Origin of the sequence: Streptomyces silvae (assembly GCF_016745505.1) — a bacterium.
GTDB lineage: Bacteria > Actinomycetota > Actinomycetes > Streptomycetales > Streptomycetaceae > Streptomyces > Streptomyces silvae.
This window is the reverse complement of record NZ_JAERUC010000149.1, coordinates 51754-64463: the sequence shown is the minus strand read 5'-3', so window position 1 is coordinate 64463 and position 12710 is coordinate 51754. Positions and strand designations below refer to the sequence as shown.

General features: G+C 72.3%; 13 protein-coding genes. 4 read left to right on the top strand and 9 right to left on the bottom strand.

The features are described from left to right. Positions 1–12: 12 nt before the first annotated feature. Positions 13–1251 (bottom strand): geranylgeranyl reductase family protein, encoded by a 1239-nt coding sequence (locus JKV81_RS23630; RefSeq protein ID WP_202077665.1) that lies wholly within the window; start codon positions 1249–1251, stop codon positions 13–15. 194 nt (positions 1252–1445) lie between these two features. Here JKV81_RS23630 and JKV81_RS23625 point away from each other — a divergent pair, with 194 nt between their 5' ends. After that, the gene (locus tag JKV81_RS23625; protein ID WP_202077663.1) at positions 1446–2810 is read left to right on the top strand and encodes a dipeptidase; all 1365 of its coding nucleotides are present in this window, start codon (positions 1446–1448) and stop codon (positions 2808–2810) included. A gap of 66 nt (positions 2811–2876) precedes the next feature. On the opposite strand, the gene JKV81_RS23620 is transcribed toward JKV81_RS23625, so the two are convergent. Then, positions 2877–3920 carry an NUDIX domain-containing protein gene (locus JKV81_RS23620; protein WP_124278494.1) on the bottom strand — a complete coding sequence of 348 codons (1044 nt, stop codon included), beginning with the start codon at positions 3918–3920 and terminating at the stop codon, positions 2877–2879. Between the two features lie 185 nt (positions 3921–4105). Between JKV81_RS23620 and JKV81_RS23615 the strand changes: the two genes are divergently transcribed. After that, positions 4106–4282 (top strand): DUF8839 family protein, encoded by a 177-nt coding sequence (locus JKV81_RS23615; protein ID WP_164493772.1) that lies wholly within the window; start codon positions 4106–4108, stop codon positions 4280–4282. 21 nt (positions 4283–4303) lie between these two features. On the opposite strand, the gene JKV81_RS23610 is transcribed toward JKV81_RS23615, so the two are convergent. After that, positions 4304–5278 carry an ROK family protein gene (locus JKV81_RS23610; protein ID WP_202077661.1) on the bottom strand — a complete coding sequence of 325 codons (975 nt, stop codon included), beginning with the start codon at positions 5276–5278 and terminating at the stop codon, positions 4304–4306. Positions 5279–5461: 183 nt separating this feature from the next. Between JKV81_RS23610 and JKV81_RS23605 the strand changes: the two genes are divergently transcribed. After that, positions 5462–6490, top strand: coding sequence for a LacI family DNA-binding transcriptional regulator (locus JKV81_RS23605; RefSeq protein ID WP_124278492.1), 1029 nt, complete (start codon positions 5462–5464; stop codon positions 6488–6490). A 12-nt stretch (positions 6491–6502) separates the two neighbouring features. Here JKV81_RS23605 and JKV81_RS23600 read toward each other — a convergent pair whose 3' ends face one another. From JKV81_RS23600 to JKV81_RS23580, 5 genes are all read right to left on the bottom strand, one after another. Next, entirely contained in the window at positions 6503–7801 is a 1299-nt protein-coding gene (locus JKV81_RS23600; protein WP_202077659.1) for a DUF6986 family protein, read from the bottom strand. A 170-nt stretch (positions 7802–7971) separates the two neighbouring features. Next, entirely contained in the window at positions 7972–8934 is a 963-nt protein-coding gene (locus JKV81_RS23595; RefSeq protein WP_202077657.1) for an electron transfer flavoprotein subunit alpha/FixB family protein, read from the bottom strand. A 57-nt stretch (positions 8935–8991) separates the two neighbouring features. Then, positions 8992–9777: an electron transfer flavoprotein subunit beta/FixA family protein gene (locus tag JKV81_RS23590; protein ID WP_147962656.1), complete on the bottom strand. Its 786-nt coding sequence runs from the start codon at positions 9775–9777 to the stop codon at positions 8992–8994. A gap of 201 nt (positions 9778–9978) precedes the next feature. Next, positions 9979–10485 (bottom strand): flavin reductase family protein, encoded by a 507-nt coding sequence (locus tag JKV81_RS23585; RefSeq protein WP_099171890.1) that lies wholly within the window; start codon positions 10483–10485, stop codon positions 9979–9981. Positions 10486–10681: 196 nt separating this feature from the next. After that, complete coding sequence (locus tag JKV81_RS23580) at positions 10682–11008, bottom strand: TlpA family protein disulfide reductase (protein ID WP_099171891.1); 327 nt, start codon at positions 11006–11008, stop codon at positions 10682–10684. 219 nt (positions 11009–11227) lie between these two features. Here JKV81_RS23580 and JKV81_RS23575 point away from each other — a divergent pair, with 219 nt between their 5' ends. Beyond that, on the top strand, positions 11228–11950 hold the full coding sequence (locus tag JKV81_RS23575; RefSeq protein WP_099171892.1) for a lysophospholipid acyltransferase family protein: 723 nt from the start codon (positions 11228–11230) through the stop codon (positions 11948–11950). Positions 11951–11984: 34 nt separating this feature from the next. Here the strand turns inward: JKV81_RS23575 and JKV81_RS23570 are convergent, their stop codons facing one another. Continuing rightward, complete coding sequence (locus tag JKV81_RS23570) at positions 11985–12677, bottom strand: B3/B4 domain-containing protein (RefSeq protein ID WP_129260820.1); 693 nt, start codon at positions 12675–12677, stop codon at positions 11985–11987. Positions 12678–12710: the final 33 nt, after the last annotated feature.

Genomic DNA, 12710 nt, shown 5'->3' with positions numbered 1-12710 from the left:
CGACCCGACTGCCTACCGGCGGTCCATCACATGCAGCGCCCGCTGGGCCATCGGGTGCGTGCGGACCAGCTCGGCCAGTGACGTCGTCCCCCGGGTGATCCCCGCGAACGCGTTCCACGCGGGACGGAAACCCGTCAGCACCGCGTGCAGGAGCCCGGGGCGCCGCTCGAACAGATGGAGCATGCGGCGCCCGACGCTCATCTCCACGCCCAGCCCCGCCTTGATCGCGAAGGCGTAGTTGAGCGCCTGCCGCCGCGCGTCGACCGCGTCGTGCGACTCCGCGATCCGTACCGCCCATTCACCCGCGAGGCGCCCGGACCGAAGAGCGAAGGAGATGCCTTCCCGCGTCCAGGGTTCCAGCAGCCCGGCCGCGTCCCCGCAGACGACCACGCGTCCGCGGGAGAGCGGCGAGTCGTCGCTGCGGCACCGGGTCAGATGTCCGGAGGAGATCGTCGGCTCGAACCCGGCGAGGCCCAGCCGGCCGACGAAGTCCTCCAGATACCGCTTGGTCGCCGCGCCGTCGCCGCGCGCCGCGATGACACCGACGGTCAGGGTGTCCCCCTTGGGGAAGACCCAGCCGTAACTCCCGGGCAGCGGACCCCAGTCGATGAGCACCCGGCCCGCCCAGTCCTCGGCGACCGTCTCCGGTACGGGGATCTCCGCCTCGAGCCCGAGGTCCACCTGGTCGAGCTTCACGCCGACATGAGCCCCTATGCGGCCGGCGCTGCCGTCCGCGCCGACGACGGCCCGGGCGAGCACCGTCTCCCCGCCGGCCAGCACCACGGCGACCGTGCGCCGGTCGGGCACGGCGGTGCCGTGCTGCTCCACCCGTGTCACCGTCACGCCCGTGCGCAGTTCGGCGCCCGCCTTCTGGGCCTCCTCGACCAGCCCGGCGTCGAATTCCGGCCGGTTGATCAGCCCGAAGAGCATGCGCTTGGACTTCCGGGTGCGCGACAGCTTCCCGTTGAGCGAGAAGGTGACCGCGTGGATCCGGTCCTTCAGGGGCAGTTCGAATCCGGGGGGCAGGGAATCCCGCGAGAACCCGATGATTCCGCCACCGCACGTCTTGTAACGGGGGATCTCCGCCTTCTCCAGCAACAGCACCCGACGGCCGGTCACGGCCGCGGCGTACGCCGCGGAAGCTCCGGCCGGGCCCGCGCCGACCACGACGACATCCCATACCGAGGACTCCGGCGGTACCGACGACGTCTCATCCGGCTCACGTCCGGCGTCTGCGTTCTCGCTGCTCACGATGTGCTTCTGCTCCCGATCCGACCAGTGGCCCCAGCTGCTCACGGCATCCTACGGCGCGCCGTGGCCGAACTCCGCTGTGGGAGGATCAGCCATGAATTCGTTGTCCATGCGACGCCGCTTCCACGGCGTCGCTCCCGGCCGCGTACACATCGCGCCACAGTCCTGACGTCGTACCCGCAAGGAGCGTGCCCATGACCGCCCATCCGATTTCCGAGACCGTTGCCTCGCTGATGCCCCGCGCCAAGGCGGAGCTCACCGAGCTGGTGGCCTTCCGGTCGGTGGCGGACCCGGCTCAGTTCCCCCGGAGCGAGTGCGAGGCGGCGGCCGGCTGGGTCGCGGACGCCCTGCGCGCCGAGGAGTTCCAGGACGTCGCCCTGCTCGACACCCCCGACGGCACGCAGTCGGTGTACGGCTACCTGCCCGGCCCGGCCGGCGCCCCCACGGTGCTGCTCTACGCGCACTACGACGTGCAGCCGCCGCTGGACGAGTCCGCCTGGCTGTCCCCGCCGTTCGAGCTGACCGAGCGCGACGGCCGGTGGTTCGGCCGGGGTGCCGCGGACTGCAAGGGCGGCTTCATCATGCACCTGCTCGCGCTGCGCGCCCTCAAGGCGAACGGCGGCGTCCCGGTGTCCGTCAAGGTGATCGCGGAGGGCTCGGAGGAGCAGGGCACGGGCGGTCTGGAACGCTACGCCGAGGCGCACCCGGAGCTGCTGGCCGCCGACACGATCGTCATCGGTGACACCGGCAACTTCCGCGTCGGGCTGCCCACGGTGACCGCGACGCTGCGCGGGATGACCATGCTGCGCGTACAGCTGGACACCCTCGAAGGGAACCTGCACTCCGGGCAGTTCGGCGGCGCGGCTCCGGACGCGCTGGCGGCGATGATCCAGCTGCTGGCGTCGTTGCGGGCCGAGGACGGCACGACGACGGTCGACGGGCTCACGTCCGACGCGGAGTGGGACGGACTGCAGTACCCGGAGGGCGAGTTCCGCTCGGACGCCAAGGTGCTCGACGGTGTGGGGCTCATCGGTACGGGTACGGTCGCCGACCGCATCTGGGCGCGGCCCGCGGTCACCGTCATCGGCATCGACTGCCCGCCGGTGGTCGGCGCCACTCCCTCGCTGCAGGCGAGCGCCCGGGCGCAGATCAGTCTGCGGGTGCCGCCGGGCCAGGACGCCACCGAGGCGACGAAGCTGCTGACCGCCCACCTGGAGTCGCACGCCCCCTGGGGAGCGCGGGTCTCCGTCGAACAGGTCGGCCAGGGGCAGCCGTTCCGCGCCGACATCACCAGCCCCGCCTACGCGTCGATGGCCGAGGCCATGCGGCTCGCCTACCCGGGCGAGGAGATGCAGTCCTCCGGCCTGGGCGGGTCCATCCCGCTCTGCAACACCCTGTCCGCGCTGTACCCGGAGGCGGAGATCCTGCTCATCGGGCTGAGCGAGCCCGAGGCGCAGATCCACGCGGTGAACGAGAGCGTGTCCCCCGAGGAGCTGGAGCGGCTCTCGGTGGCCGAGGCGCTGTTCCTCCGGAACTACGCGGAGTCCAAGAAGGCCTGACGGCCCCGGAGGCGGCACCCGCGCCGCCCCGGGCCGCCAGCCGCCGCGCGGGCGGCCCGTACGGCGCTACGGGCCGCCCACCGGCACCCCGGCCTCCAGATTGAGCACGCTGGACCGCTCACGGGCGCGCAGGGCCCAGCGGAGCCGCTCGAAGCGGGTCGGCGGCAGCAGGCCCGCGGCCTCCTCCTCGGTGACGAACCGCCAGCCGCGCAGTTCCGAACCGGGCAGCAGCAGCCGGGCGGCGTCCTCGCCGTGCAGACGGCCGCCGTCGAACAGGAAGCGCAGTCCCCCGTACGCGGGCGGCTTCGGCGCCTCCCAGTCGACCACCAGGAGTTCCGGCACCGTGTCCAGACGGAGGCCGAGCTCCTCGGCGACCTCCCGTATCCCGGCCTGCGCCGGGGCCTCTCCGGGCTCCACCACACCGCCGGGGAACTCCCAGCCCGGCTTGTAGGTCGGGTCGACCAGCAGCACCCGGTCCTGCTCGTCGAAGAGCAGCACCCCCGACGCGACGGTCTCCGCACGCGGTTCGGGCGTCTGGACTATGCCGCACTCCCTGGCCTCCCCGGTGCGCAGCGCCTCGGCTATCCGCTCGGCCGTCTCGTACGGGGTGAGCGCGCTGGTGTCGATCGTGTGGGCGTCCGCGGTGATCCAGCCGAGCGCCGCGCGGTAGGGCTCGATGTGCTCGTAGGCCCACTGCCTGACCCGCTCGCTGTGCTCGGGGTCGTCGGCGAACTCCTCCCGCTCGGCGATCCGTTTCCGCAGGATCGTTTCCTCAGGTGAGAGCAGCACATGGCGCACCGGTATGCGCCGGGAGGCGAGCCCTCCGAAGATCTCGTCGCGGTACTCCTGTCTCAGCAGTGTCATCGGCACCACCAGCACCCCGGAGAGTTCGGCGAGGAGCGCGGCCGCCGTGTCGACCACCAGACGCCGCCAGATCGGCAGGTCCTGGAAGTCGGTCACCTCGGCGAGCTTCTTCTGGGGCAGCAGCCGGCGCAGCCCTCCTCCGGTCACTCCGGGGTCGTAGAAGGTGCTGTTCGGGATCAGATCGATCAGTTCGCACGCGGCGCTGGTCTTGCCCGCACTGAACGCACCGTTGATCCAGACGATCACGGGTCCCCCTCTTCCGTAGCCCCCTGTGGCTTGCCCGCAACACCCCGCTCCGGAAACCCCACGGGGGTGACACGGTTGCGCCGGAGGCCTCCCGCCGTACGGGCCCGGGCCCGCTCGGCGCCGTAACCCGTGACGGGCGGGCGTCGTTGGAGCGGGCAGCCACTGGAACGACGAGGGGGTACGCGGTGCGCCGCACGGTACTCGAGCAGTTTCCCGCGGGAGGGCCGCGGGGCAGCCGGCCCGCGGAGGAGTTCGCCGCCGCACGCCGCTGCGAGGGCGTGGCCGCCGAGGTCGTGATGGATCTGGAGCGGGACGCCTTCCTGGTGGTGGTGCCCCGGCAGCCGACGGACGCGAGCCGCTGACTTCGGGGCCCGACCGGCTGCCTACGGGGTGGCCACGGCCCGTACGCCGTTCGACGCGCCGGGCCGGGCCGTCGCCACCGAGGCCGCGGCCGCCGCGCCGACCAGCCCCGCGTCGTTGCCCATGACCGCGGAGGTCACGGTGAGGTCCTGGACGAAGGAGAGCGTGGCGTAGTCGCGCAGGGACCTGCGCAGCGGGGCGAAGAGCACCTCGCCCGCGCCGGCCACTCCCCCGCCGATCACGGCGATGTCGATGTCCGCCAGGGTGGCGGTGGCGGCGATCCCCGCGGCGAGTGCCTGGGCGGCCCGCTCGAAGGAGGCGACCGCGACCGGGTCTCCGGCGCGGGCGGCGTCGGCGACCGCGGCGGCCGTGGTGTCGCCGTCCGGGCCGGGGCGCCAGCCGTTCTCCAGGGCCCGCCGGGCGATGTTCGGTCCGCTGGCGATGCGCTCCACACAGCCGCGCGCGCCGCAGGGGCAGGGGTCGCCGTCCAGGTCGACGCTGATGTGGCCGATGTGGCCCGCGTTGCCCGAGGGGCCCGGGTGCAGCTTCCCGCCGAGCACGAGACCGCCGCCGACACCGGTGGAGACGACCAGGCACAGCGCGTTGTCGTAGCCGCGGGCGGCGCCCAGCCAGTGCTCGGCCGCCGTCATCGCGACCCCGTCGCCGACGAGCGTGACCGGCAGGCCGCCCGTCTCTGCCGCCACCCGGTCCACCAGCGGAAAGCCGCGCCAGCCCGGGACGTTGACCGGGCTGACGGTGCCGGCCGAGGCGTCGACCGGGCCCGCGCTCCCGATGCCGACCGCCCGCGCCCGGTGCCACAGTGCGGAGGCCTGGAGCTCCTTCAGGACCTCGCTCACCGCACCCATCACGGCCTCGGCTCCCTCGCGGGCCGGCGTGGGACGCTGCGCCCGTACGAGTAGGGAACCGGCGCCGTCCACCAACGCCCCGGCGATCTTGGTACCGCCGATGTCGAGCGCGGCGACGAGGTCGGTATGCATCGGTGTGGACTCTCCGGAGGGGTGGGGCGCAGGACCTGCGACTTCAGTCGGATGGTCCACCCAGTCTCCATTCTCTTGACAACGTTGTCCAGGGCCTATGCTCGACGCCACAGCATCCGGCCCCCTCCCGGCACCGCCGGTGGAGGCCGGAATCACCCGTTCCCGACGTCAGGACAGCGCACCGTGGCCGAGACCGCCCGCCATTCCGAGTCCCGCTACGGCAACAGGCCGACCATGAAGGATGTGGCCGCCCGTGCCGGAGTGGGCCTCAAGACGGTCTCCCGCGTGGTGAACAGCGAGCCCGGTGTCACCCCCGACACCGAGCGACGCGTCCAGGAGGCCATCGAGGCGCTCGGGTTCCGCCGCAACGACAGCGCGCGCGTCCTGCGCAAGGGCCGCACCGCGTCCATCGGCCTCGTCCTGGAGGACCTCGCGGACCCGTTCTACGGGCCGCTGAGCCGCGCCGTGGAAGAAGTGGCCCGCGCCCACGGCGCGCTCCTGATCAACGGCTCCAGTGCCGAGGACCCCGAGCGTGAGCAGGAGCTCGTCCTCGCGCTCTGCGCCCGCCGGGTGGACGGCCTCATCGTGATCCCGGCCGGCGACGACCACCGCTATCTGGAGCCGGAGATGAAGGCGGGCATCGCCACGGTGTTCGTCGACCGTCCGGCGGGCCGGGTGGACGCGGACATGGTCCTGTCGGACAGCTTCGGCGGGGCGCGCGCGGGCGTCGCCCATCTCGTCGCGCACGGCCACCGCAGGATCGGCTTCATCGGCGACCAGCCGCGCATCCACACCGCCACGGAGCGGCTGCGCGGGTATCACGCGGCGCTGGCGGACGCCGGGATCGAGGTCGAGGACTCCTGGGTCTCCCTCGGTCCTACCGACCCGGCGAGGGTCAGGGCGGCCGCCGAGGCCATGCTGGCCGGGCCGGAGCCGGTGACCGCGCTCTTCGCGGGCAACAACCGGGTGACGGTCACCGCCGTCCGCGTCCTCGCCGAGTGCGAGCGCCGGATCGCCCTGGTCGGCTTCGACGACATCGAACTGGCCGACCTGCTCGGCATCACGGTGATCTCGCAGGACGCGGCGGCGGTCGGCCGCACCGCGGCGGAACACCTGTTCCGCCGCCTCGACGGCGCCGCGCACGCCCCGGCCAGGGTGGAGCTGCCGACCCGGCTCATCCCGCGCGGCTCGGGGGAGCTCCCGCCCGCGTGAGGCGCCGAGCCCTTACGGCGCCGTCACGGTCAGCCCGCCGCGGCGGGGTGAGGCGAAGCCGTCGAGGTCCGCGCGGCTCAGACCGGTGAGCTCCGTGACCTCGGTGGCGTCCAGGGCCCCGCAGTCGATGCCGCGAAGCAGATAGCCGCTGAGCGCCTTGGCGGTGGCGGGCTCGTCCATGACGTCCCCGCCGGCCTTGGCCACATAGGCGGCGAGCCGGGACGCTGCCTGGCCGAGGCCCTCGCGGTAGAAGGCGTAGACGGCGGCGTAGCGGGTGGGCAGATGCCCCGGGTGCATGTCCCAGCCCTGGTAGTAGGCGCGGGCCAGCGCGCGGCGGGTCAGGCCGTGGTGCAGGCCCCAGGCGTCGTGGACCTGCTGGGCGGGTCCGACCGGCAGCACGTTCGTGGAGCCGTCGCAGACCCGTACGCCGGTACCGGCGGCGGCGACCTGCATGACGGCCTTGGCGTGGTCGGCGGCGGGGTGGTCGCTCGCCTGGTAGGCCGGGCTGACGCCGACGCAGGCGCTGTAGTCGAAGGTCCCGTAGTGCAGTCCGGTTGCCCGGCCCCGGGCGGCGACGATCATGCGGGCCACGGCAGCCGTGCCGTCGGCCGCCAGGATCGACTGGCTGGTCTCGATCTGGATCTCGAACCCGAGGCGTCCTGCGGGCAGCCCGTGGGTCTCCTCGAAGGCCTCCAGCAGCCGTACGAAGGCGGTGACCTGTTCGGGGTAGGTCACCTTGGGCAGCGTCAGGACGAGCCCGTCGGGGAGCCCTCCCGCGCGCATCAGGCCGGTGAGGAAGATGTCCGTGGTGCGGATGCCCCGGTCGCGTACGGCGGCCTCCATGCACTTCATCCGGATGCCCATGTACGGGGCCGCGGTGCCGCCGGCGTACGCCTCGGCGACCAGGCGCGCCGCGCGGGCGGCGGCCTCGTCCTCCTCGGCGTCGGGACGGGGCCCGTAGCCGTCCTCGAAGTCGATGCGCAGGTCCTCGACCGGCTCGCGCTCCAGCTTGGCGCGTACGCGGTCGTGGACGGGCTCCGCGAGGTCCTGCGGGAGGCCGAGGACCGAGGCGAGCGAGGCGGCGTCGGGGGCGTGCTCGTCGAGCGCGGCCAGCGCCCGGTCGCCCCAGGTGCGGATGGTCGTCGCGGTGAAGTCGTCGGCGGGCACGTAGACGGTGTGGACGGGCTGGCGGGTGCCGGGGTCTCCCGGGTAGCGGCGGGCGAGTTCGGCGTCCACCGACGTGAGGGAGGCGCTGATCTCCTCACCGACCGTGCCGGCGAGGCTCGTCGCCACCTTCTCCTGCTGACCCATGACCGTACCCTCCATGCTTCACTGTTTCCGCTTCCCGGAATCTCTCATCCGCATAGTGAAGTTATAAGTCTCCCGGTCCTTGCGTCAATGGTGATCGGAAACAGCCCGGGGCCGCGCGGTGAGAACACCACGCGGCCCCGGGCCTTCGTACGGGCAGAGCTCCTGCCGGGTCAGCCCTTGCGGGACTTGACCTCGTCGGTGAGCTGCGGGACGACGGCGAACAGGTCGCCGACGACGCCGTAGTCGACGAGGTCGAAGATCGGCGCCTCGGCGTCCTTGTTGACCGCGACGATGGTCTTCGAGGTCTGCATGCCGGCCCGGTGCTGGATCGCGCCGGAGATGCCGGAGGCGATGTACAGCTGCGGGGAGACCGACTTGCCGGTCTGGCCCACCTGGTTGGTGTGCGGGTACCAGCCGGCGTCGACCGCGGCACGCGAGGCACCGACGGCCGCACCGAGCGAGTCGGCGAGCGCCTCGATGATCGCGAAGTTCTCCGCGCCGTTGACGCCACGGCCGCCGGAGACGACGATCGCGGCCTCGGTCAGCTCCGGGCGGCCGGTCGACTCACGCGGGGTGCGCGAGAGGACCTTGGTGCCGGTGGCCGTCGCCGAGAAGGAGACCGTGAGGGCCTCGACGGCGCCGGCGGCCGGGGCGGCCTCGACGGCGACCGAGTTCGGCTTGACCGTGATGACCGGGGTGCCCTTGGAGACACGGGACTTGGTGGTGTACGAGGCGGCGAACGCGGACTGCGTGGCGACCGGGCCCTGGTCACCGGCTTCCAGGTCGACGGCGTCGGTGATGATGCCGGAACCGATGCGGAGCGCGAGGCGGGCCGCGATCTCCTTGGCCTCGGCCGAGGAGGGCAGCAGCACGGCGGCCGGCGACACGGCGTCGTACGCGGCCTGGAGCGCGTCCACCTTCGGTACGACGAGGTAGTCGGCGAACTCCGGCGCGTCGGCGGTGAGCACCTTGACCGCGCCGTGCTCGGCGAGCGCGGCGGCGGTGTCGGCGGCACCGTTGCCGAGGGCGACGGCGACCGGCTCGCCGACGCGGCGGGCGAGCGTCAGCAGCTCCAGGGTGGGCTTGCGGACGGCACCGTCCACGTGGTCGACATAGACGAGAACTTCAGCCATGGGACTTCAATCTCCTGCGTGCGAGGGAGGGCGGGGCGATGGAGGGAACGGCGGGGCTCAGATGAACTTCTGGCCCGCAAGGAACTCGGCCAGCTGCTTGCCGCCCTCGCCCTCGTCCTTGACGATCGTGCCCGCCGTACGGGCGGGACGCTCGGCCGCGGAGTCCACCGCGGTCCAGGAGCCGCCCAGGCCGACCTCGTCCGCCTCGATCTCCAGGTCCTCCAGGTCCAGGGACTCGACCGGCTTCTTCTTCGCCGCCATGATCCCCTTGAAGGACGGGTAGCGGGCCTCGCCCGACTGGTCGGTCACCGAGACCACGGCCGGCAGGGACGCCTCGAGCTGCTCGCTCGCGGAGTCGCCGTCACGGCGGCCCTTGACCGTGCCGCCCTCGACCGAGACCTCGGAGAGCAGCGTGACCTGCGGGACGCCGAGGCGCTCCGCGAGCAGCGCCGGGAGGACACCCATGGTGCCGTCCGTCGACGCCATGCCGCAGATGACCAGGTCGTAACCGGTCTTCTCCACGGCCTTCGCCAGCACCAGGGAGGTGCCGATGACGTCGGTGCCGTGCAGGTCGTCGTCCTCGACGTGGACAGCCTTGTCCGCACCCATCGACAGCGCCTTGCGCAGCGCGTCCTTGGCGTCCTCGGGACCCACCGTGAGCACGGTGATCTCCGCGTCGTCCGCCTCGTCGGCGATCTGCAGCGCCTGCTCGACCGCGTACTCGTCGAGCTCCGACAGCAGACCGTCGACGTCGTCACGGTCCAGGGTCAGGTCATCGGCGAAGTGCCGGTCGCCGGTGGCGTCGGGCACGTACTTCACACAGACAACGATCCTCAAGCTCACGCCGGCTCTCCTACTGCATCGTCATTTCTGGGCTGCCTTGTTGCACGCAGCATAGGCGCCTTATCGGGCGGTTTCCGGTCGGGGCGACCCGGCTCCCGGTCGAATATTACTCGCCAGTACACCCAGTACGTTACCCATAAGCAAGCGCTTGGAACTGTGACGTAGCCAACGGACTCCGCACCAGCAGCACCCTGCTCGCCCTCAGTCTCGCAGAGCGGTGAAACGCCCTTGGTGGTAGACCAGCGGCCGGCCGCCCCGCGCCGGGTCCCCGGCCACGACCTCGCCGATCACGATGCGGTGGTCCCCCGCCGGGATCCGGGCCACCACACGGCAGACCAGCCAGGCCACCACTCCCCCGAGCAGCGGCACCCCCTCGGGTCCCGTGCGCCAGTCGGTGGACGGGCCGAACCGGTCGGCGCCGCTGCGGGCGAAGGTCGCGGCGAGCTCGTGCTGGTCCTCGCCGAGTATGTGCACGCCCACGTGGTCCGCCTCGGCGACCGTGGGCCAGCTGGAGGACGAGGTGCCCACCCCGAAGGAGATGAGCGGTGGCTCGGCGGCGACGGAGTTGAGCGAGGTCGCGGTGAAGCCGACCGGACCGGCACCGGCGGCCGTGATCACGGCGACGCCGGCCGCGTGCTGCCGGAAGACGGAGCGGAGGAGTTCGGGGGAAGCCGTCCGGGAGGTGCCGAGGTCGGGCGAGGCCGTCATGGGAAAGATCCTTCTGCGAGGGGGCGTTCGGGTCCGTGGGTTCTCAGGCACCCGGACAGCGCGCGCTCGCGTGGCGCACGAGGTCGACATGGACCCGGCCGAAGAGAAGGGGTTCTGGCGGCATAGCGTCAGAGTGACGATGCGTGGTGTGCACAGTCAAGTGCGTCCCGTCATGTGGGAGAAGCGTCACGGCCCGTCACATCGCCTCTCCCAGCGCGGCGACGACGTCCACCGTGCGCGGAAGCCCCGCCGCGCGGCGGACGATGCGGCCGGCCGCGTCGAGGACGAGGACCGTGGGGGTCCGGCTGATGCCGAGGCTGCGTACCAGCGTGAGATGCGCCTCGGCGTCGATCTCGACGTGGGCGACCCCCTCGACCATGCCCGCCACCTCCGCGAGGGTGCGCCTGGTGGCCCGGCACGGCTGGCAGAACGCGGTCGAGAACTGCACCAGCGTGGCCCGATCCCCCAGTTCCGCGCCGAGTTGGGCCGCGTCCAGCGTGCCTGCCGTCGTCCGCCCGTCCATCCCGGCCTCCCTCTCAGAGCTCTGCGCAAAGGGTCAGCACCCCACGGTCTCATTACATTCCCGGAGGATTCACGTGACGAGAATCTCTCGCGCCGGGCCCTTTGGGGCTGGCCACGGCGTCGCACATGGGGCACGATCGCCCCAATGCCGAAAACCTACGGCTGCGTAACTTCCGCCGGGAGAACCCTCCCCAGGCATTGAAGAAGGGTCTTCATCCAGATGGCAGAACTCGTCTATCGGCCGGTCATCGGCGCCGCTCGCACGCTGTTCAAGGCGCTCGACCTGAAGATCGACACCCAGGGTTCGGAGCACATCCCGAAGACCGGTGGCGCGGTTCTGGTCAGCAACCACATCAGCTATCTGGACTTCATCTTCACCGGCCTGGGCGCCCTGCCCCAGAAGCGGCTCGTCCGCTTCATGGCGAAGGAGTCCGTGTTCCGGCACAAGGTGTCCGGTCCGCTGATGCGCGGGATGAAGCACATCCCCGTCGACCGCAACCAGGGCGAGGACGCCTACGCGCACGCGCTCGCGTCCCTGCGCGCGGGCGAGATCGTCGGCGTGTTCCCCGAGGCGACGATCTCCCAGTCGTTCACGCTGAAGAGCTTCAAGTCGGGCGCCGCACGGCTCGCGCAGGAAGCCGGCGTACCGCTGATCCCGATGGCGCTCTGGGGGACCCAGCGGCTGTGGACGAAGGGCCGGCCGCGCAACTTCCGCCGCAGCCACACCCCGATCACCATCCGCGTGGGCGAGGCCGTGGAGGCCCCCACCGACCAGTACGCGGGCGCGATCACCCGCCGGCTGCGCGAGCGCGTCCAGGAGCTCCTGGAGGCCGCCCAGCGCGCCTACCCGGTGCGCCCCAAGGACGCGGCCGACACCTGGTGGGTCCCGGCCCACCTCGGCGGTACGGCTCCGACGCCCGCGGAGGCGCGCGAGCTCGGCTGATCCGTCGCACGCGCCACGGGCACCGGAGGACGCGTCACGCCGGGTCGTGGAGGGTGATCCGTGCTCCGGGGCTGATCTTCTCCAGCGACTCGGCGAGCTCGGTGGCCGCGGCGCCGAGCTCCGCCGCGGTCGCCGGAGTCAGTCCCTCCAGGAGGAAGACGGCGTTGACCGACTCCTCGGTGAGGCGGGTGCGCGTGCCCTGGCGCCAGTTCCAGCGCCTGCACGTGACGGCCTCGTCGTCCCGCCAGACGACCTCCCCCGGCTCGGGGTGCTCCACCGCCTCCTCGCCGCCCGCGACCGTGGGGAAGGGTTCCTGGCCGGTGGAGCGCACGAGCCGCATGGCACCCCGGATGTGGTCGGTGTCCTCGCCGCCGACCGGGATCAGATGCGCGACGCTGATCGCGTTGTAGAGGTCGACCAGGCGGTTGATGCGCGGCAGTCCGGCATCGGTGAGCGCGCGCCGGGCGAGGGCCTCGGCGGAGTTGCGGGTGCGGGAGGGCTTGGCCCCGAATGCCGTGTACACCTCGCGCCATGCGGCGACATGCGGGTCCTCGTGCGGGGCCCGGCCGCCGAGCCGCTCCGTGAGCCGCCGGACCGCGTCGTCCAGCAGCGCCGAACTGTCCTCGTCGCTGGGGCCGTTGACGAGGCCGTGCGCCTCGACGGCGAGATGGGTGAAGCCGGGGGCGAGGGTGCGGACCTCGTCGGAGACCGCGATCGTCAGGGTCATGGGTGCATTGCTCCGGAGGGCGGTTCGGGGGCG

Excerpts from the sequence above, each read along its gene's own strand:
- JKV81_RS23625 (WP_202077663.1), top strand. The coding sequence starts at position 1,446 with ATGACCGCCCATCCGATTTCCGAGACCGTTGCCTCGCTGATGCCCCGC.
- JKV81_RS23610 (WP_202077661.1), bottom strand. The coding sequence starts at position 5,278 with ATGCATACCGACCTCGTCGCCGCGCTCGACATCGGCGGTACCAAGATC.
- JKV81_RS23600 (WP_202077659.1), bottom strand. The coding sequence starts at position 7,801 with ATGGGTCAGCAGGAGAAGGTGGCGACGAGCCTCGCCGGCACGGTCGGT.
- JKV81_RS23595 (WP_202077657.1), bottom strand. The coding sequence starts at position 8,934 with ATGGCTGAAGTTCTCGTCTATGTCGACCACGTGGACGGTGCCGTCCGC.
- JKV81_RS23585 (WP_099171890.1), bottom strand. The coding sequence starts at position 10,485 with ATGACGGCCTCGCCCGACCTCGGCACCTCCCGGACGGCTTCCCCCGAA.
- JKV81_RS23580 (WP_099171891.1), bottom strand. The coding sequence starts at position 11,008 with ATGGACGGGCGGACGACGGCAGGCACGCTGGACGCGGCCCAACTCGGC.
- JKV81_RS23575 (WP_099171892.1), top strand. The coding sequence starts at position 11,228 with ATGGCAGAACTCGTCTATCGGCCGGTCATCGGCGCCGCTCGCACGCTG.
- JKV81_RS23570 (WP_129260820.1), bottom strand. The coding sequence starts at position 12,677 with ATGACCCTGACGATCGCGGTCTCCGACGAGGTCCGCACCCTCGCCCCC.